At 66.1% G+C, this 18376-nt stretch carries 15 protein-coding genes; 2 read left to right on the top strand and 13 right to left on the bottom strand.

The window, feature by feature from the left end; all coding sequences use genetic code 11:
- The 4 genes from A9975_RS04685 to A9975_RS04700 are packed head-to-tail and all read right to left on the bottom strand — an operon-like array spanning position 1 to position 6032.
- Positions 1-1605, bottom strand: a complete 1605-nt coding sequence (locus A9975_RS04685; RefSeq protein ID WP_183031596.1) for an AMP-binding protein — start codon at positions 1603-1605, stop codon at positions 1-3.
- Positions 1598-2176, bottom strand: a complete 579-nt coding sequence (locus A9975_RS04690) for a (2Fe-2S)-binding protein (protein ID WP_183031597.1) — start codon at positions 2174-2176, stop codon at positions 1598-1600. Before A9975_RS04690 ends, A9975_RS04685 begins: the two co-directional genes overlap by 8 nt.
- Complete coding sequence (locus tag A9975_RS04695; protein WP_183031598.1) at positions 2173-2988, bottom strand: xanthine dehydrogenase family protein subunit M; 816 nt, start codon at positions 2986-2988, stop codon at positions 2173-2175. The genes A9975_RS04690 and A9975_RS04695 overlap by 4 nt, the downstream gene beginning before the upstream one ends.
- Positions 2985-6032, bottom strand: coding sequence for a molybdopterin cofactor-binding domain-containing protein (locus A9975_RS04700; protein WP_255503056.1), 3048 nt, complete (start codon positions 6030-6032; stop codon positions 2985-2987). The genes A9975_RS04695 and A9975_RS04700 overlap by 4 nt, the downstream gene beginning before the upstream one ends.
- A gap of 451 nt (positions 6033-6483) precedes the next feature.
- On the opposite strand from A9975_RS04700, the gene A9975_RS04705 reads away from it, so the two are divergent.
- Positions 6484-7389, top strand: coding sequence for a LysR family transcriptional regulator (locus A9975_RS04705; protein ID WP_183031599.1), 906 nt, complete (start codon positions 6484-6486; stop codon positions 7387-7389).
- A gap of 399 nt (positions 7390-7788) precedes the next feature.
- Here A9975_RS04705 and A9975_RS04710 read toward each other — a convergent pair whose 3' ends face one another.
- From A9975_RS04710 to A9975_RS04740, 8 genes are all read right to left on the bottom strand, one after another.
- Entirely contained in the window at positions 7789-8766 is a 978-nt protein-coding gene (locus A9975_RS04710) for a tripartite tricarboxylate transporter substrate binding protein (protein ID WP_183031600.1), read from the bottom strand.
- A 40-nt stretch (positions 8767-8806) separates the two neighbouring features.
- Positions 8807-9598: an amidohydrolase gene (locus A9975_RS04715; RefSeq protein ID WP_183031601.1), complete on the bottom strand. Its 792-nt coding sequence runs from the start codon at positions 9596-9598 to the stop codon at positions 8807-8809.
- A 152-nt stretch (positions 9599-9750) separates the two neighbouring features.
- Positions 9751-10680 (bottom strand): SMP-30/gluconolactonase/LRE family protein, encoded by a 930-nt coding sequence (locus A9975_RS04720; RefSeq protein WP_183031602.1) that lies wholly within the window; start codon positions 10678-10680, stop codon positions 9751-9753.
- A gap of 80 nt (positions 10681-10760) precedes the next feature.
- Positions 10761-10889 carry a hypothetical protein gene (locus A9975_RS37950; protein WP_255503057.1) on the bottom strand — a complete coding sequence of 43 codons (129 nt, stop codon included), beginning with the start codon at positions 10887-10889 and terminating at the stop codon, positions 10761-10763.
- The gene (locus A9975_RS04725) at positions 10886-11869 is read right to left on the bottom strand and encodes a tripartite tricarboxylate transporter substrate binding protein (protein WP_183031603.1); all 984 of its coding nucleotides are present in this window, start codon (positions 11867-11869) and stop codon (positions 10886-10888) included. The genes A9975_RS37950 and A9975_RS04725 overlap by 4 nt, the downstream gene beginning before the upstream one ends.
- Before the next feature lie 193 nt (positions 11870-12062).
- A complete protein-coding gene (locus A9975_RS04730; RefSeq protein ID WP_183031604.1) occupies positions 12063-13013 on the bottom strand; it encodes an NAD(P)-dependent oxidoreductase in 951 nt (316 codons plus the stop codon).
- The gene (locus tag A9975_RS04735; protein ID WP_183031605.1) at positions 13010-13693 is read right to left on the bottom strand and encodes an RraA family protein; all 684 of its coding nucleotides are present in this window, start codon (positions 13691-13693) and stop codon (positions 13010-13012) included. Before A9975_RS04735 ends, A9975_RS04730 begins: the two co-directional genes overlap by 4 nt.
- Before the next feature lie 79 nt (positions 13694-13772).
- A complete protein-coding gene (locus A9975_RS04740; protein WP_183031606.1) occupies positions 13773-14741 on the bottom strand; it encodes a tripartite tricarboxylate transporter substrate binding protein in 969 nt (322 codons plus the stop codon).
- 97 nt (positions 14742-14838) lie between these two features.
- Here A9975_RS04740 and A9975_RS04745 point away from each other — a divergent pair, with 97 nt between their 5' ends.
- The gene (locus A9975_RS04745; protein ID WP_183031607.1) at positions 14839-15612 is read left to right on the top strand and encodes an IclR family transcriptional regulator; all 774 of its coding nucleotides are present in this window, start codon (positions 14839-14841) and stop codon (positions 15610-15612) included.
- 58 nt (positions 15613-15670) lie between these two features.
- Here A9975_RS04745 and A9975_RS04750 read toward each other — a convergent pair whose 3' ends face one another.
- Positions 15671-18373, bottom strand: coding sequence for an excinuclease ABC subunit UvrA (locus A9975_RS04750; RefSeq protein ID WP_183031608.1), 2703 nt, complete (start codon positions 18371-18373; stop codon positions 15671-15673).
- Positions 18374-18376 lie beyond the last annotated feature (3 nt).

Below are 18376 nucleotides of genomic sequence, written 5' to 3' on the forward strand. Positions count from 1 at the left end.
TTACTCCTTGATGGTATCGACAGGCGCGGCGTCCGCAGCCTGGTTGGGGTTGGGGTTGGGATTAGGGTCGGGGCTCATGGAATGCGGTGCCAGCGCGTATTCGCCGGCGGACAACTTGCGGCGCAGGATCTTGCCAACCGGCGACTTGGGAATCTCCTCCACGAAGACGTAGTCGCGCGGGCGCTTGAAATTGACCAGGTCGGAGCCGCGGCAGTAGGTATCCAGGGCTTGCGCGTCGATGTTGCCGCGCGGCTTGACGAAAGCCACCACCTTCTGGCCCCAGCGCGGATCCGGCACGCCGGCCACCGCCACCTCATCTACCGCCGGATGCAGCGACAGCACCGATTCGATATCGACCGGGGAGATGTTCTCGCCGCCGCTGATGATCATGTCGTCCACCCGGCCGCTGACGAAGAGGTCGCCCTCGGCATCGAAGTAGCCGGTGTCGCCAGTGAAGTACCAGCCATCGCGCAGCGATTTGGCGTTGGCGTCGTCGCGGTTCCAGTAGCCCTCGAAGGCCTCGTCGCCGCGCAGGTCGGCGATGATCTGGCCTTCCTCGCCGGTAGCCGCCAGATCGTCGGGTGAGCGGGCATCCAGGCGCACCACGCGCAGGCGCGTGTTGATGCCGGCGCGCCCGGCGCTGCCGGGCTTGCGGGTGGCGCGCTGGTCCACGCTGAAGGTGTACACCTCCGACGAGCCGTAGTGGTTCACGAACAGCTCCGGCTCGAAGGCCAGCGCAAGGCGGCGCAGCAGGCCGTCGCTCATCGAGGCGCCGGCAAAGCCGAGCTTGGTCACACTGCGCACGATGCAAGCATCGAACCCGGGATCGGCCAGCAGGTCGTGATACAGCGTCGGCACCAGGTACAGGCAGCTGATTCGGTGGGTGGCGATCTCCTTGAGCGCCTGTCCGGCGTTCCAGCGCCGCACGCAGACGAACAGGCCATCCACCAGCGCCATTGCCAGCAGCGAGCGCACGCCCATGGTGTGGTAGAGCGGCATCACCCCAAGGGTGCGCTCACCATGGCGATACAGGTTCTGCGCCACGTGCGCCAGCGCCGCGGCGCGCTCGTGCTGGTGGCGGCGCGGCACGCCCTTGGGCTTGCCGGTGGTGCCCGAGGTGTAGAGCATCAGCGAGACATCGCCCGCTTCTGCCACCGGGCCGCCATGCAGCGCGGCGCTGTCCAGCAGCGAAGCGAAGGACATCGAGCCGCCAGCCGCGCAGTCCAGCGCAATGCAGGGCACGGCCTGCGCCGCGGGGCTGCCCAGCACCGCATCGGCGCTGACCGGCTCGAACACCAGCGCCTTGACGCCGGCATCCTGCACACAGTAATCGAGCTCCTCCGGCTTGGCGCGCCAGTTCAGCGGCACCATCACGATGCCGGCGAACTGGCAGGCCCAGTGCAGCGTGGCCATTTCCCAGCGGTTTTGCAACACGACCAGCAGGCGATCGCCCGGCGCCAGGCCGATCTCGCGCAGGCCGGACGCCACGCACCGGATGCGCTCGTACCATTGCGCATAGGTGAGCATCAGGTCGCCGTCGACAATGGCGGGCGTGTGCGGGCTGCGCTCCACGCTTTGCAGGAAGGTGCGGCCTAGATCAAGCATCGCAGGCCTCCTGGCTGGCTACGCCGATGGCGGCAGCGCGCGCGCGGGCACGGCCGGCCGCTACGTCGAGCACGGCCGCCACGATTGGCGTATAGCCCGTACAGCGGCACAGGTGGCCGGACAGCATGTCGCGCACCTGCGCCTCGCTGGGTTCCGGCACGCGCTCCAGGTAGTCCGCGCACGACATCAGGATGCCTGCGGTGCAGAAGCCGCACTGCAGCGCGTGGTGGCGGCGGAAGGCTTCTTGCAGGTCGCCCAGTCCCTCGGCCGGCGCCAGCCCTTCGACGGTATCGATGGCCCGGTGCTCGGCCTGTACCGCCAGCATCAGGCACGAGCGCGCGGCAACGCCGTCAACGCGTACCGTGCATGCGCCGCAGACGCCGTGCTCGCAACCCACATGGGTGCCGGTGGCGCCGAGCTCGTGGCGCAGGAAATCCGACAGCAGCTCGCGCGGCTCGCAATGGCCGCTGCGCTCGCGGCCGTTCAGGGTCAGGGTGATGCGGCGTTGCTCCTGGCGCTGCATTACCTCGGCGGGCTTGCCGGAAACGGCGCCCTTGTTGGTTTTGCTCATTTTGCCTCCTCGATCACACGCATGCTCAGTTGCCGCACCAGGTGCCGGCGGTACTGCGCGCTGATATGGGCGTCGTCCTGCGCGCCCAGTTTCCAACTGAAATCGTTGATGGCCTGCTCCAGGTCCTTGCCCTGCAGGCGCGGCCAGGTTTCCAGCACCGGCCTGTCCGCCACGCCGCCAACCGCCAGCGCGATGGCGTCATCGGTCACGGTGGCCGCGCAGGCCACCAGCGCAAAATCGCCGTGGCGCGCGGAGAATTCGGCAAAGCCGTAGCGCGCCCCGGGGCGCCGCAGCGGAAAGCGCACCGCCTCCACCAGCTCATCGGGCTCGCGCGCCGTCATCAACATGCCCTGGAAGAAGCTGGCCGCAGGCAGCACGTGGCGGCGGCGGGCTGAACGCAGCACCACCTCGCCGCCCAGCGCGGTCAGCACCAGGGGCAATTCCGCGCTCGGGTCGGCATGGGCGACCGAGCCGCACACGGTGCCGCGATTCCGGATCTGGAAATGCGAGATATGCGGAAAGGCCATGGCCAGCAGCGGCACCTCGTCGGCCAGCGAGCGGCGCCATTCGACGCTGCCCTGCGTGGCCGCGGCACCCACCACCAGGTGAGCGTCTTCCACCCGCACCGTGTCCAGCTCGGCGGTGCGCGAGATATCGATCAGCAGTTGCGGCTGCGCCAGGCGCATATTGAGCACCGCCATCAGCGACTGGCCGCCGGCCAGCACGCGCGCGCCCTCGCCGCCACGGGCCAGCGCCTCGAGCGCGTGCTGCGTGGTCTCGGCGCGCAGGTAATCGAAAGCAGACGGTTTCATCGGCGTACTCCCAAGCGGGCCAGCAGTCGGGCAAGCCAGCCTTGCGGCCGTACCGGCTTGCCGGCGGCCTGGCGGCCGAGCGATTCAAACAACTGGCGCAGCACCACCTTGGCGGCGCCCTCCAGCATGCGGCCGCCCACGGCAGCGACCTTGCCGGATACCTCGGCCTCGTAGTCGTAACTCAGGCGCGTGCCGCTGCCATGCGGGACCAACTCCACCAGCCCGGCGCCGCGCGCACTGCCCAGCGAGGACATGCCTGCGCCTGCCAGCCGCAGCCGGCGCGGGGGATCGAGGTCCGACAGTGCGATCTCCGCCTCGAAGCGGGCCTTGATCATGCCAACCCCCACCGTCACATCGGCGCGGTAGTGGTTCTCGGCGGTGCGCTCCAGCGCGTGGCAGCCTGGCACTACCTTGGCCAGCGCCTGCGGGTCCACCAGCACGGCGAAGATGGCTTCGGGCGTGGCATCCAGATCCACCGAGCCGCGCGCGGTGAGCGCCTTGCCGCTGCCCTTGCGGGCCGCGGGCACGGCGGCCTCGCGCATCGCTTCGAGCAGCTCGGGGCGCGACGGCGGCGGATCGTCGAAGCCCACCATGGCCATCACCTTGGCCGGGGTCAGCGGCAAGCGGATGTCCTGCTCGCCGAGCGCGTCGGCCACCGCGTTGGCGATGCAGGGAGGCGTGCTCATGTTGTTGCCCTCGCCCAGGCCCTTGGCGCCGAGCGGCGTGAAGGGGCTGGGCGTCTCCAGGTGCACGATCACCGGGTCCGGCACCTCGCAGGTGGTCGGCATCAGGTAGTCGGCCAGCGTGCCGGACTGGAAGCTGCCGTCGGCGCCATAGCGAAACTCCTCCATCAGCGCCGCGCCCAGCCCTTGGGCGAAGGCGCCGCGGATCTGGCCATCGGCCAGCGCCGGATTGAGCAGCGTGCCGGCGTCGTGCGCGGTCACGTAGCGGTCGATGCGCACGCGCCCCGTGGCGCGGTCGATCTCCACGCCGCACATATCGAAGGCAAAGCCGTAGGCGGCCGAGGTGTTGATGCGGTCGTTCTCATCCGGCGCTTCCAGGTTGGGCGGCGACCAGAACACCGTCTCGCGCAGGCCCGGCTCCTCTCCGGCAGGCAACTGCTGGGGTGACCAGTGCGGCGCATTGCTCGCCACGCGCGTGAAGGGCAGGCCGGACTCGGGCGCGCCTTTGCGGGCAATGCGGCCGTCTTCGAACACCACCTCGGCGGGCGTGCAGCCGAACTGCGGCGCCACGATGCGCGCCAACTTGTCGCGCACCCGCTCGGCGGCCAGGTGCACGGTGCCGGCCACGGCGCCGGCGAAACGGCTGGAGTAGTTGCCGGCGGCGACCGACCATGCATCCTTGTGCGTATCGAACTCGACGTTCACGACCACGTCGGCCGGATTCACGCCGAGCACATCGGCCACCACCTGCGCGCACACTGTCATATGGCCCTGCCCGGCCGGCGTCGAGGCAATGGTGACCACCACGCCGCCGAGCAGGTCGACGCTGACCGTGGCGCTGGCGATGGCGCCGTTCTTCGGCCCCGCTTTCTTGCGCGCCTCGGCGGGCATGGCAGTGGTGATATAGCCCATGTTCGAAACCGACGGCTCGACGATGGCGGCAAAGCCGATGCCGTAGAGCCGGCCCTCGGCGCGTGCGACATCGCGGCGGCACGTCAGCTCGTAGTAGCCGCCTTCTTCCAGCGCGCGCGCCAGCGCCAGCTGGTAGTTGCCGGAGTCCAGCAACGCGCCCGCCGCGGCGCGATAGGGAAAGGCATCGGCGGCGACAAAGTTGCGGCGATACACATCGAGTGGATCGAGCCCGAGTTGTGTCGCGATGCGATGCACCAGCCGCTCCAGCGCAAAATACACCTGCGGGCCGCCAAAGCCCCGCACCAGGCCGGTGGGCGTCTTGTTGGTCATCACCACGCGGTTGCGCACCAGCAGGTTGGGGATGTCGTAGGCGCCAGTCAGGCAGCCGTGCATGCGGTAGAAGGTAGCGGGCTCCGGCGCGCGCAGATAGCCGCCGCAGTCTTCGATCTGGTCATAGGCCAGCGCTTTGATGCGGCCGTCTGACTCCACCGCGGCTTCCAGCGTGGACAGCCGCGCGGTGGCGGAGGTGGCCGCGCTGAGATGTTCGAGGCGGTCCTCCACCCACTTCACCGGCGCGCCGGCCTTGCGGGACGCCAGGCACATCAGCACCGCGTAAGGAAACACCGCCTGCTTCACGCCAAAGCTGCCGCCGGAATCGCGCGGGGCCTTGTGGCGCAGCCGGTTGGCCGGCACCTTGAGCGCCATCGCCATCACCGCATGCAGCGAGAACGGCCCCATGAAATTGGAGGTGACGTCGTAGCCTTCGTCACCGGGCAGGAACTCGGCAATCACCACGCCGCATTCGATCGGCGTGCAGGTGTTGCGCGGATAGTGCGCGGTCAGCGTGACCCGGTGCGGCGCGGCGGCAAAGGCGGCCTCGGGCTCGCCGTAGCGGAAGTGGCGGTCGCTCACCACGTTGGCGCCTACGCCGGGATGCAGGATGGGCGCATCGTCGGCCAGCGCGGCCTCGATCGATACCACCGGCGGCAACACGCGGTAGTTCACCCGCACCAGGTCGAGCGCGTCTTCGGCCAGGGCACGGCTCTCGGCCATTACCACGGCCACCGGCTCGCCCACATAGCGCACGCGGTCCATGGCCAGTGCCCATTGCTCCATTGGCGACTTCACGGCGACCACGAAGGGACGCGACCAGGCCACCAGGTCGGCGCCGGTCAGCACGGCATGCACGCCCGGCGCGGCAAGCGCGGCAGTGGCATCGATGGTGCCAAGTTCGGCATGCGCATGCGGGGAACGCACGATGGCCGCGTGCAGGGTGCCCGGCTTCACGCCCAGGTCGTCGCCATAGCGGCCACGGCCGGTGAGGATCGCGGCGTCCTCGAGCCGCTCCATCGAGCGCCCGACATGACGCTGGCGCGAGGCCGCGCCGGCCGCTGCGGATTCAAGGTGGATGGCCGCCGCTGCGGCGGGCAAGCTGCGCTTGTCGCTCATGACCGGCCCTCCCGCGTGGCGGGACTGGCACGGTCCATCTGGTTAGCGGGGATTGCGGGCCGGCACGGGGAGATGCCACGCGGCATGGGGCGAACGCCCGCTACCGCTGTCTCCAGTGTCGTGCCGGTCATGCCGCCAGCATCGTTCTGTCTCATTCTTGACTCCGTTCTGCGCGTCGGCCCCGACAGGCGAATCCGCCGGGGACATGCAACGTTGAACAGGAGCTTAGTGAGATTATGGTATTAGTTCTAATATTGTTTTTTGATTATGCTTATCAGTTCCGATGATGTCACTCCAGATGGACTTTAGCTGGCACATCGGGGCTGCTGACGCGCCATGGATAAGGGTTTTCCCCCGATAGTGGCCAGGCGTTCCGGCAACGCAACAGCAAAAAATCTGATACGATCACTTCACGCTAACAGATTTTTTGATACCAAATCGATCACTTGGCATGGACATCAAACAGATCCAGTACTTCATTGCGCTGTTCGAAGATGGCTCCGTCACGCGCGCGGCCAAGCGGCTGAATATTGTGCAGCCGGCGCTCAGCATGCAGATCGCCAAGCTGGAAGAGGAGTTCGGACAGAAGCTGTTCGATCGCATCCCGCACGGGATGGTGCCGACAGCGGCCGGCCGCATGATGTACCGGCTGTGCCTGCCGATCACGCGGGACCTCGCCAACGCCAGGCAGCAACTGATGCAACGCGAGGAGCAGGTGGCCGGCAACATCTCCATCGGCATGGTGGCGTCAGAAACGGAAAGCGTGCTGGTGGGGTCGCTGGTGCGCTTCAACGCGCGCTACCCGAATGTGGAGGTATCGGTGGCGGACGGATTCAGCGCCACGCTGATCGACCTGGTCTCCGCCGGCCAGCTCGACGCGGCCGTGGTGCATAAGCCCCGTGGCAAGCTCTCGCTCCATGTGCAATCCCTGCATGACGAGGAAATGGTGCTGGTCACCAGCGCCGAGCATGGCCCGGAACTGCCGGCGGCGGTGGAACTCACCAAGCTGCCCGGGCTGGAACTGGTGCTGCCCACCAAACGCCACGGCTTGCGCGGCGTGCTGGACGCGGCCACGCAACTGGAAGACGTGACCCTGCAGCCGAAGTTCGAGATCGACATCCTCGGCACCATCGTCCAGTTCGTCGAGGCCACGCGTTTTGCCACGGTGCTGCCGCGCATCGTGGTGCAACGCGCGGTGGACGAGGGCCGGCTGCGCATGTACCCCATCCTGGCGCCGCGCATCGTGCGCCACCTGGTGTGCGTGAGCCATCCGCAGCGCCCGCTCAGCACGGCAGCCGATGCGCTGATCGCGATCGTGGCCGAGGAGATCCGCAGGGTGTCAGGCACCGCCGGCTGATCGGGGTGCGCGGCATCAGGAAGGGCACGATACGGCAGGCTACTTTCCGGATCGTGCCGGCTTCGAGCTAATGCGCCGGAAAGGCGTCAACAGCAACACGCAAAATAAGTCCCCATGGGTCAGGCAAATCGGTAAAGTTTTTCCGGGTTAGCGACCAGGATCCGGTGGAGTGTGGCGCTGCGGGAAAGCGCGGGTCGTACACGTGCATGTGGCTATCGCAGGCGTTGGCAGGCGCTGCTAGCACCGGTGGCCGGTCGCCTTCGGAATGCGGCACGGCTTGGCCGCTGCCTGCTGACTCGGAGCACTGCATAGCGCCGTTGGCGCCTGCCGCCGGTGCCGCCCAGGATCAGCGACGCGTCCAGACGGCAGGGACATGGGATGGAACTGCGGGCACCCTGCCTACTCCAGCGTCACACCTGCGGCCTTGCCCACGCGCGCCCACTTGGCGATGTCGGCCTTCTGGAAGGCCGACAACTGCTGCGGGGTGCCACCGACCACCTTGACGCCCAGCTTGTCCAGGTGTGCCACCACTTCCGGATCCTTCAGGATACGGTTGATCTCGGTGTTCAGGCGTTGCACGATGGTCGCCGGCGTGCCGGCTGGAGCAAACACTGCCTGCCACTGCTCGGCCTCGAAATCGGGCACGCCCGCCTCGGCCATGGTGGGCACCGCCGGCAAGCTGGCCACGCGCGCCTTGGTAGCCACGCCAAGCGCGCGCAGCTTGCCACCCTGCACATGCGGCAAGATGGGCGCGGTGGGCGCAAACATAAAGTCCACGTGGCCGGCCATCACATCCTGGATGGCGGGGACGTCTCCCTTGTAGGGCACGTGGGTCATGTCAACCTTGCGCTCCTCTTTGAGCAGTTCGCCGGACATCTGCAGGATGGTGCCGCTGCCGCCCGAGGCAAAGGTGACGGCGCCGGGCTTTGCTTTGGCGGCAGCCAGCAGCGCCTGCACGTTGCGGTACGGGCTGTTGGGGCCGACGATCAGCACGCTGGGGATAGTGCCGATCATCACCACGGGCTCGAAGGACTTGATGGCGTCATAGGGCAACTTCGGATTGAGCGCCGGGTTGATTGCGTGCGACGCGGTGGACGCGCCCAGCAACGTGTAACCGTCGGCCGGCGCGCGTGCCACGAAGGCTGAGCCGATGGCGCCAGTGGCGCCGGGCCGGTTCTCTACCACCACGGTGGTGTGCAGCGCCTGGCCAAGCTTCTGCGCGATCAGGCGCGCCAGGATGTCGGTGGTGCCGCCGGCCGGATACGGCACGACATAAGTGATCACCCGATTGGGCCAGTCAGACTGCGCCGAGACACTCGCCGTGACGCACGCCAGCAGGGGAATGCAGAGCGTGATAAACAATTGCCTGAGTTTCATTGGAACGGTCTCCTTGGATCGCTGTTATCCGACATCGGCATCAGGGGCCAAAGCCGTAGAGTCTTCGGGGGTTATCGGCAAGAACTTGCCTGGCCAGTGCATCGTCGCCGCACCATTGCCGGAAGAGCGACATCAGGTCGCCGTCATCTGGTGACGAGCGGCCCTTGGCAATGATTGTTGGGTGTGGCCAGTCCGATCCCCAGACCATCTGGCCGGGTGCGCATTCGAGATAGCGACGCGCAAGCGAAGCGACGTCGCCGTATAGTGGTGGTCCTTCCCTGGACTCAATGTAAGGACCAGACAGCTTCACCCAAGCCCTGCCCTCACCCAACAGGCTTGCAATTACCTCGAACCCAGGTTCGAACTCGGCCCCTCCGAATGGCAAGTGCCCGTAGTGGTCAAATACGATGCGAGCGGGCAAGGTCTTCAACAGTGGTTGCATGTGCGGCAACCATGCGGCGGGCGCATTGAGTTGAATATGCCAGCCCAGAGGCGCGACACGCGCAGCCAGCGGCGCAAGCATCTCCATGTCTACCGGGCCGGGCATCGTGAGGTTGAACCTGATGCCTCGAATGCCGGATGCATGCAGGCTTTCGAGCTCCCTCTCGGTAATGGAGGTGTCCACCACTGCGACGCCACGGGCCTCCACGCCCAACTCTCGCAGGGCTGCCAATGTGGGCCTGTTGTCCGTGCCATAGGTCGACGGCGTGACCACTACGGCTCGGGTGGTTCCCATCGCCCCCTGCACCGCCCGGTAGTCCGGGACGAGCGCATCTGGTGGTCGCAGCGTTGCAGTCCCTGCAGCCGGATAGCGGCTATCGTAGACGTGCATATGGCAATCGCAAGCGTTCGCAATGGAGGGTTGGCCAAGGGCTCTCATCTAATGTTCTCCGAACCAGGCTCGCGCGAAACACCGCGGTGCCTGGACGATTTTTCCGATCGGGATGCCCTGCCTCTTGCCAGCGCGGCTCATCCAGCGTTGTGTCACGTCGGCTCTCCGTCTCGCCGCCACAGCGGCATGCCGGCCACATCCATCTCTATGCGCAGGATGTCTCCCGCCGTGGAGTCTGTCGCGAATAACGTCTTGCCGGCGGGGCCGCCAAAGGCGAGATTGGTCAGCGAATGCCCGGCGGGGCCGCGCAGCACCTGCACCGGCTCAGCGCGATGGCTGAGCACCCACACATAGGCCAGTCCGGGGTTCGCCACCAGCAGCCGGCCCGATACATCCATGGCCAACCCGTCAGGGCCACTCGGTCCATAGGAGGTGAAAAACTGCCCGGTCTTGGACACGCCGCCATCGGCGAGGATGGGCATGCGCCAGACGCAATTTGCCCGCGTCACCGCGACGAACAGGAATTTCTCATCGGGTGACAGCACGATACCGTTCGGGCTGGGCACATTGGAGAGCAGCAGTTCCAGCCGCCCGGCCACGGTCAGTCGGTAGACGCGTCCGGTCGGGTCGTGCAGTCCGGTCTGCCCCTGGTCGGTGAAATAGATGTTGCCCTGCGAATCCAGCGTAAGGTCGTTGACTCCCTTGAAGCTCTCCGTGTGGCGGCGGTCCAGGTATGGCTTTGCACTGCCGACGCGTACATCGACAAGCATCAGGCCACGGCGGTAGTCCGTTACCAGCAGTTCGTTCGCGTTGAGGAACTTCATGCCGTTGGGCTCGCCGTCCCACTGCGCCACCACGTTCCACTCGCCTGCCGGGTCGATGCGCAAGACGCGCCCATTGGGTATATCGCCGACATAGAGGTTGCCCTCCCGGTCAAATACAGGCCCCTCCAGAAAGCAGTCGATTTCGCGTCCGCCCTGGTTGGCATCCGCCCAGGCCGTTCGCCTGCGTTGGCGATAGCGCGCCGGCATGCTGGTAAACACGTCGAACTCTCGGACTTCCGGGGTATTCAGCAGGAACATGGCAATTTGGCTGTGCGCAGTGAATGGATAAGGGTTGTCAGTATCTGCCGCTGGCTAGCGGCGCGGTAGCCCGCACTGCGTCAATCAGCCGTTAAACCCAACGCCAGGGCGATCTGGCTATAACCTGCCACCTCGCGCTGGACCAGGCGCACATGCGCTGGCACGACTTGCATGCCGGACTTGTGTTGCCGGTACTTGCCGGTGCTCATTGCTTTTCAAACGCCGTGTTGGCAGCGATCTTGCCCCAGAACGCCGTGCGTTCTGAAAGCTGCCGCGCGAACGCCGCGGCATCCCAATAGCCCGGGTCCGCGCCAATGCCTTCGGCAAAGGTCTTCATGTCCTGCGACGCCATGGCAATGGCCACTTCCTTTTGCAGGCGATCCGTCACCGCCGCCGGCGTGCCGCGGGGCGCCCAGAGGCCGGTGAAGTTGACCACGCCATAGCCCTTGACACCCGCCTCGGCAAATGTAGGCACGTTGGGCAACGCGGGCAGACGCTTGTCGCCGCTTACTGCCAGCAGCCGCAGGCTGCCGCCCTTGACCTGCCCGATGACCCCGGGCGTAGAAGCAATCTGGTAGTCAATGGTGCCGCCGAGCAGCGCCAGCGTGGCCTCGCCCGCGCCCTTGAATGGCACGTGCATGAAGTGAGCGCCCGTCGCCATGCCCAGTGCCTCGCTGGCGAAGTGCGGCGTGGTGCCAGCGCCGCCGGAACCATAGCTGACCTTGCCGTCGCCCGCGCGAGCGGCCGCCACCAGATCGCCCATGGTCTTGAACTTGCTGTCCGCTTTGACCGCAACAGCCATGGGAGCAAATACGAAGGCCGCCACCGGTTGCAGGTCCGTCGCATGGTCGAACGGCAGCTTCTTGAAGATATGCGGCAGCAGCGAGAACGTGGTGTCGTTGGCAAGCAGCGTATAACCATCGGCCGGGGCGTGCACCACTTGCGAGATACCAATGGTGCCGGTGGCGCCCGCCTTGTTCTCGACGAAGAAACTCCGGCCGGTCTGCTCCGTAAGCCGCTGCGCCATCTTGCGGGTGACAGCATCCACGGCGCCGCCCGGCGGATAGGGCACGATGATCCTCACTGACTTGGCCGGCCATGTCTGTGCGTGCACGGACATGGCGATCCACGCAAGCGCGCCCACTACGCCGCGGCAAAGGGCCAAGGCTAAAGGTGATCTGGTTGTCATTCTTTGTCTCCAACTATTACTATTTTCTTGGGGTAATCGCGCGTTCGTGTGCGTGTGCACGCCACGCGTCGCCCTACGATGGCTAGCACCCTTCTCCCCGGTGGGGAGAGGGAGTGAAAGACCTCAGGCACTTCAAACGATCTGGGCGCATCCGGTCAGCTTCGCGCTGCGCCGCGGGCAGCTTCGTTGCGCCTTAGCCGGCTTTGGCCAGCGCCGGGGCCTCAGCACGCGCCAGCACACCTAGCGTGTTCCGCGCCGCCGCCACGCCCATGTTCACGTACGCGGTGCTGGTCACGCCGCCAATGTGCGGACTGAGAAGAAAGCCAGGCTGGCCGTGAAAGATATGCGGCACCGTCATCGGTTCGACCGCGAAGCTGTCCAGCCCCGCCATGGCAACCTGGCCCGAGCGCACGGCTGCCAGCAATGCTGGCTCATCGACCAAGCCGCCCCGCGCCGTGTTGACGAGGATCACGCCATTCTTGCAGCGCGCCAGCGTTTGCGCGTTGATCAGTTGCCGGTTCTCGGCGGTCAGCGGGCAGTGCAGTGAAATCACGTCCGACGCTTTCCAGATCGTTTCCAGGTTCACGGGCTCGATATAGTCCGGCTGTTCCTTGGCAAACGGATCGAAGCCGATCACGCGCATGCCCATGGCATCGCACATCCTGGCAAAGCGCTGGCCGATGGCGCCCAGGCCAATCAGGCCGATAGTGGCACCTGCCAGCTCAACGCTCTTGTGCGTGGCCTTGTCCCAGTGCCCGGCATGCATACGCGCATTGAGCAGCACCACAGATTTGGCGCAGCCCAGCAGCAGTGCCAGGGCCTGCTCGGCCACCGCGGCGGCATTCGCACCGACGGCGGCTGTCACCTCGATGCCGCGTTGTGCCGCGGCGGCCTTGTCGATGGTGTCGGTGCCGCTCCCGTGCTTGGAGATGACCTTCAGCGCAGGCGCCGCGTCCATGATTTCCGGCGTCACTGCGCCGTAGCGCACGATGATGCCGACCGGGTTGTGGCGCTGAGCCAACGCCACCAGGTCGGCGGCCTGGGGCGTCTTGCCGGCGTAGACGATCTCAAAATCGCCGAGCAACGCCTCGGCTTGTGGTGCCAGGTCGGCTGCGGTGACGAGGATGGCTGGCTTGTTGCTCACAGCGTCTCCCCTTCTTTCAACACGCCCGCGGTGATGAGCGAGGCAACCAGCCACGGCGCGTTGGTCTTGCCTTCCTTGATCTGCGCAATGCGGCGGGCTTCGGCGGCTTCCTTGTGCTCGGCGAGCGGCAGCAGCGACGCGATCTTTTCACGCTCGACCACCACCAGGCCGTCGGCGTCGCCGCAGATGAAGTCGCCAGGGTTGACCGTGACACCACCGACCGAGACCGGGTGGCCGATGCGCCCGCCCACTTCCTTGGTCGGGCCGTTGGGGTTGGTGCCCACCGAGAACACCGGGTAATCCATCTCGTCGATTTCCAGGCTGTCGCGCACCGCGCCGTCGATCACCACGCCGGCGATGCCGCGCTGGCGGCATGCATTCATCATGATGGTGCCCATCAGCGCGCTGCTCTGGTCACCCTTGCCGTCGATCACCAGCACGTCGCCGGGCTGGGCCAGCGCCATCGCGGCGTGGATCATCAGGTTGTCGCCGGGGCGTACTTCCACAGTAAAAGCGGTGCCCGCCAGCTTCATGTGCGGCCGCAGGGCGCGGATGCGGCCATGCAGCGCGCCACGGCGGCCAGCCACGTCGGCCAGGATGGCCGGTTGGAATTTAGCGGCCCGGGCGACGATGTCGGCGGGCACGCGGTCGAATGATTTGATAATGTTGGGCAAGCTCATGGCATGACTCCTGGGACGTTGGGGACGAGAGATTCGTTGCGGCGGCGAGCGATTGCGGCGATGCGTGGGACAGCGAGGATCAATCCACCTGCGCGCCAGATGCCTTGACGGCGGTCGACCAGCGGATCGTGTCTTTCTTCATCAGCGCGCCGAACTGCTCGGGCGTACCGCCCAATACATCGGCCCCCTGGTCGTTCAGCTTCTTCTTCAGGTCAGGCACCTGCAATGCCTTGTTGAACTCGGTATTCAGGCGCACCACGATGTCCTTGGGCGTAGCAGCGGGCGCCACAAATCCAAACCAGGTCACGGCCTCGAAGCCGCTGTAGCCGGATTCAGCAATGGTGGGCACATTGGGCAAGTCGGGCATGCGCTTGGCCGACGTCACGGCCAGGGGGCGCATCTTGCCGTTGCGGATGTGGCCGATCAGCGTCGGCACCGACGACAGGTAGAGCTGAACCTGGCCGCCGATCAGGTCGTTGACGGCCTGGGCCGCACCCTTGTATGGCACATGGGTGAGCTTGATCCCCGCCGTTTTCTGGAACAACTCGCTGGTCAGGTGCGCCACCGTGCCGTTGCCGGGGGAAGCCACATTGATGCTGCCGGGCTTGGCCTTGCTGGCCGCCACCACATCCGCCAGCGTCTTGTAGGGCGACTCCATCGTGGTCACCAGCACCAGCGGCGCGCTGGCCACCAGGCCCACGGGAGTCAGGTCCTTCGCCACGTCGTAGGGCAGCTTGCGGTAGAGCGTGGGGTTGATCGCCAAGTTGCTGGTCTGGCCCAACACGATGGTGTAGCCATCGCCGCTGGCCTTGGCAGCGGCGTCCACGCCCAGATTACCGCCCGAGCCCGGCTTGTTGTCCACCACGAAGCGCCAGCCCATGGCCATCGCCACCTTGTTGGTCACCTCGCGGGCAATGATGTCCGTGCCGCCACCGGCCGGGAACGGCACGATCACGCGAATGGGCTTGGTGGGATAGGTATCGGCCAGGGCCGGGAAAGCGAGGGCGCAAAGGATGGCGGTCATCAGACCGCGGTACGGCAGTTTCATTGCATGTCTCCGAATCTCGTTATTTGTTGGAATGGATTCTGGTCGCTTGTTGCGACAGGTACAATATCGTTTCATCCAATGCAACCCATTCCATACCATGGACTCATCGACTCCCCTGGCCGCCGGCGACGTGGCTGAAGATGCTGGCGGCGGCGTGATCGCGGTACGCCGGGCGCTGCGCGTCCTGGAAGCCTTTGGCGTAAGTGACGCACAACTCACCCTGGCCGAACTCAGCCGCCGCACGGGTTTCCACAAGACGACGGTCTTGCGCCTGGCGCGTACGCTGGCGACGGACAACTACCTTGTGCAAAAGGAAGATGGCAGTTGGCGCCTGGGACGCGCGGCCGGCTGGCTGGGCGCGTGCTACCAGGCCACCTTCAACGTGTATGAGGTGGTGGAGCCGGTGCTGCGGGAGCTGACGATCAGGACGGGCGAAAGCGCCTCTTTCTATGTGCGCGAAGGCGAACAGCGCACGTGCCTGGTGCGCGTGGAAGGCCCGCAGGCCATCCGGCACCACGTGCGCATCGGGGCCGCGCTACCACTGGACAGTGGCGCACCGGGGCGGGTCATCCTGGCGTTCTCCGGGGAGCCCGGGGAGCCTTACGAATCGATCCGGCGGCGCGGCTACCACCTCTCCATGGGCGAGCGCGAACCGGAAGTCTCCAGCGTGGCGGCCCCGGTATTCGGCTTACATTGGAAGTTGCTCGGGTCTGCCTGCATCTCCGGCCCTACCTCGCGCCTGACCGAGGAAAAACTACTCGCGCTGGCACAGACCGTCATGGACGCGGCCAACCAGCTTTCCTACGAGATGGCGGGGAGCCGTCGACCTGCGACTGCTTTGCCGGCCAGTCCTTCGACCTGGCATCCTTGACAGGCACGCCATCGGGCAAGCGCAGAGCGTTCTCGGCGTGCCCCGCCGACCCACCAGATCAACGAAATATCACGGCCTGCAGATAGCTCGCGGTACGACTGTCCACGGCGAGCGCCACCGTCTGCGGAACGCCACTCACAACGATCCTTCCACCGCCTTCCCCCGCACCCGGGCCGATGTCGAGGATCCAGTCGCTTTGCGCCGCGACACGCATGTCGTGCTCGACCAGCACCACGGTATTGCCGGCATCGACCAGCCCATGCAGATGCACCATCAGGCGATCGGTGTCGGCCGGATGCAGACCGGTCGTCGGCTCGTCGAGGATGTAGAGCGTATCGCCGCGCTGCGCACGCTGCAGCTCGGTCGCAAGTTTGATGCGTTGCGCTTCGCCTCCGGAGAGCTCGGTGGCCGGCTGACCAAGCCGTAGATAGCCGAGACCGATATCACGGAGCACAGTCAGTGAGCGCATCACCTGCGCCTCATCGACGAAGAAGTCGCATGCGGTGTCCACGGTCATCGCCAGCACCTCGGCAATATTGCGCTCGCGCCAGCGAATCTCGAGCGTCTGCGGGTTGTAGCGGCTGCCGTGACAGGTCGAGCAAGGCGCGTAGACGCTGGGTAAAAACAGCAGCTCGACCATCACGAAGCCTTCGCCCTCGCACGTCGGACAGCGCCCCTGCGCCACGTTGAACGAGAACCGGCCGGCGCTGTAGCGATGCTTGCGTGCAGCGGGAGTCGCCGCGAACAGCTTGCGCACAGCGTCGAACAAACCGCAATAGGTCGCGAGATTCGAGCGCGGCGTACGGCCGATCGGCTTCTGGTCGACGCGCACGAGACGTTTGATCTTGTCCATGCCGGCTGTGATCCGCCCGTCGGTCGTGACGGGCGGGGCGGCAAAGAGCGGGTCGACTTCGTCGTCTTCGGCAAGATCGGCTGCGCGCCCGAGATGTTCCGCCACAAGCTCCGTCAGCGCCTGGCTCACGAGGCTGGACTTGCCCGATCCCGAGACGCCCGTTACCGTGGTCAGGCAACCCAGTGGAAAATCCGCAGCAAGATTGTGCAGATTGTTGCGCGTCACGTTTTCGAGCCGCAGCCAGCCGCGGGGCTCGCGGCGCGCACGGGTCGCAGCCTCGCTCGCCTGCGCCTCTAGCTCGCCCTGCGCAAACAGGTAGGGGCGTGTGCGCGAGCTTTCGACATCTGCAAGGCCAGCGGGTGGTCCGCTGTAGATCACACGTCCGCCCGCCTCGCCGGCATCCGGGCCCACGTCGACGAGCCAGTCGGCGCACCGCATCACGCCAATGTCGTGCTCGACCACGAACAGCGAATTGCCCGCAGCCTTCAGGCGCTGCAACGCTTCGAGCAACGCATCGCCGTCCGCGGGATGCAGTCCGGCAGACGGCTCGTCGAGCACGTAAACAACGCCGAATAGTTGTGACGACAACTGCGTCGCGAGCCGCAGCCGTTGCAGTTCTCCGGAGGACAGCGTTGGCGTCGCACGGTCCAGCGCGAGATAGCCGAGACCGAGGTCGATCAAGGTGTTCAGACGTTCGAGCAGTTCGATCGCGAGCCGCTGCGCCGCCACACGCTTCTCGTCGGACAGGTTAGGCGTACGGCGCACGTCAGGCGCCGCCTGGTGAGCCTGTCCGCCGGCCGCGACGCGTCTGGCGGTCGCCTTGCGCCGACTGTTCCTGTCGAGAATCGCGCCGTCGGGAGATGTGCTGGAAGACGGCCACTGGCCGCGCGAGACGGGTTCGAGCAACGCGGCGAGCCGAGCGATGGGGAGTTGTGACAGCTCGCCGATATCCATACCGGCGAATGTCACCGAGAGGGCTTCCGCCTTCAGACGCTTACCGTGACACGACGGACATTCTCCGCCGATCATGAACTGCGACACGCGTTTCTTCATCAACGCGCTCTGCGTATTTGCGAAGGTATGCAACACGTACCGGCGCGCGCCGGTGAACGTGCCCTGGTAGCTGGGCTCTGCCTTGCGCCTGAGGGCGGCGCGCGTCTCCTTCGGCGTGAAGCCGGCATAGACCGGCACTGTTGGCTGTTCGTCGGTAAACAGAATCCAGTCTCGGTCTTTCTTAGGCAGATCGCGCCACGGCGTGTCGACGTCGTAACCGAGCGTGACGAGTATGTCGCGCAGATTCTGCCCGTGCCAAGCGGGCGGCCATGCCGCGATCGCGCGCTGGCGAATCGTGAGCGAGTCGTCGGGCACCAGCGAGCGTTCGGTCACGCTATATACGCGGCCGAGTCCGTGGCAGGTCGGGCAGGCGCCCTGTACCGTATTCGGCGAGAAGTCCTCCGCATACAGCATTGGCTGCTTCGGCGGGTAGCTGCCGGTTCGCGAGTACATCATCCGGACGAGGCTCGACAGCGTCGTCACGCTGCCCACTGACGAACGCGCGCTCGGCGTGCCGCGCTGCTGCTGCAAGGCGACCGCCGGGGGCAGGCCTTCGATCGCATCGACGTCGGGCGCGCCGACCTGCTCGATCAGCCGCCGCGCGTAGGGCGCGACCGACTCGAAATAACGCCGCTGCGCTTCCGCGTAAAGCGTGCCGAACGCGAGCGACGACTTGCCGGAACCGGACACGCCGGTAAACACCACCAACGCATCGCGGGGAATGTCGACGTCGACATTCTTCAGGTTGTGCTCCCGTGCGCCGCGAACCTGGACGAAGCCGCGTGGCGCGAGCGTGGGCGACTCAGGGTGATCAACAGAATGCTTGACAGTCGAGGGCCGTGGGGGCTTGGTCATGGC

The sequence above is a fragment of the Cupriavidus sp. UME77 genome (assembly GCF_014170355.1).
GTDB classification, from domain to species: Bacteria; Pseudomonadota; Gammaproteobacteria; order Burkholderiales; family Burkholderiaceae; genus Cupriavidus; species Cupriavidus basilensis.

What these genes read in the sequence shown, in the direction of transcription:
- A9975_RS04750 (WP_183031608.1), bottom strand. Translation starts at nt 18,373, where the DNA reads ATGACCAAGCCCCCACGGCCCTCGACTGTCAAGCATTCTGTTGATCAC.
- A9975_RS04735 (WP_183031605.1), bottom strand. Translation starts at nt 13,693, where the DNA reads ATGAGCTTGCCCAACATTATCAAATCATTCGACCGCGTGCCCGCCGAC.
- A9975_RS04705 (WP_183031599.1), top strand. Translation starts at nt 6,484, where the DNA reads ATGGACATCAAACAGATCCAGTACTTCATTGCGCTGTTCGAAGATGGC.
- A9975_RS04740 (WP_183031606.1), bottom strand. Translation starts at nt 14,741, where the DNA reads ATGAAACTGCCGTACCGCGGTCTGATGACCGCCATCCTTTGCGCCCTC.
- A9975_RS37950 (WP_255503057.1), bottom strand. Translation starts at nt 10,889, where the DNA reads ATGAGCACCGGCAAGTACCGGCAACACAAGTCCGGCATGCAAGTCGTG.
- A9975_RS04700 (WP_255503056.1), bottom strand. Translation starts at nt 6,032, where the DNA reads ATGAGCGACAAGCGCAGCTTGCCCGCCGCAGCGGCGGCCATCCACCTT.
- A9975_RS04725 (WP_183031603.1), bottom strand. Translation starts at nt 11,869, where the DNA reads ATGACAACCAGATCACCTTTAGCCTTGGCCCTTTGCCGCGGCGTAGTG.
- A9975_RS04710 (WP_183031600.1), bottom strand. Translation starts at nt 8,766, where the DNA reads ATGAAACTCAGGCAATTGTTTATCACGCTCTGCATTCCCCTGCTGGCG.
- A9975_RS04715 (WP_183031601.1), bottom strand. Translation starts at nt 9,598, where the DNA reads ATGCACGTCTACGATAGCCGCTATCCGGCTGCAGGGACTGCAACGCTG.
- A9975_RS04685 (WP_183031596.1), bottom strand. Translation starts at nt 1,605, where the DNA reads ATGCTTGATCTAGGCCGCACCTTCCTGCAAAGCGTGGAGCGCAGCCCG.
- A9975_RS04690 (WP_183031597.1), bottom strand. Translation starts at nt 2,176, where the DNA reads ATGAGCAAAACCAACAAGGGCGCCGTTTCCGGCAAGCCCGCCGAGGTA.
- A9975_RS04695 (WP_183031598.1), bottom strand. Translation starts at nt 2,988, where the DNA reads ATGAAACCGTCTGCTTTCGATTACCTGCGCGCCGAGACCACGCAGCAC.
- A9975_RS04720 (WP_183031602.1), bottom strand. Translation starts at nt 10,680, where the DNA reads ATGTTCCTGCTGAATACCCCGGAAGTCCGAGAGTTCGACGTGTTTACC.
- A9975_RS04745 (WP_183031607.1), top strand. Translation starts at nt 14,839, where the DNA reads ATGGACTCATCGACTCCCCTGGCCGCCGGCGACGTGGCTGAAGATGCT.